We start from the raw sequence: 238 nt of genomic DNA on the forward strand, positions 1-238 counted from the left end.
GCGCTCTTGATGTCAGTCCAGCGGTTTAGCACGTCGAGTTTCTCACGCGCTTCGGCAACGGTCCTGCCGATGACAGGCAGGAAGCCCGGCATGACTGCGACGTCATCGGGGCTGCGCCCAAAGCCGACCACCCTGCTCTTCAGGCTCTTGTAGAAGGCCTGCGCCTCGTCGAGGCTCTGCTGGGCGGTGAAGACGATATCGGCAGTGCGGGCGGCAAGATCCTGGCCTGGACCCGAGG

At 64.3% G+C, this 238-nt stretch carries 1 protein-coding gene; it reads right to left on the minus strand.

Annotated features, from left to right (window positions below; all coding sequences use genetic code 11):
- Window positions 1–238, minus strand: a 238-nt coding sequence (locus ACPYOI_RS36950; protein ID WP_481424294.1) for an LLM class flavin-dependent oxidoreductase, incomplete at both ends; no start/stop codon positions are given.

This window comes from Rhizobium sp. SVR5-2C, assembly GCF_056755115.1.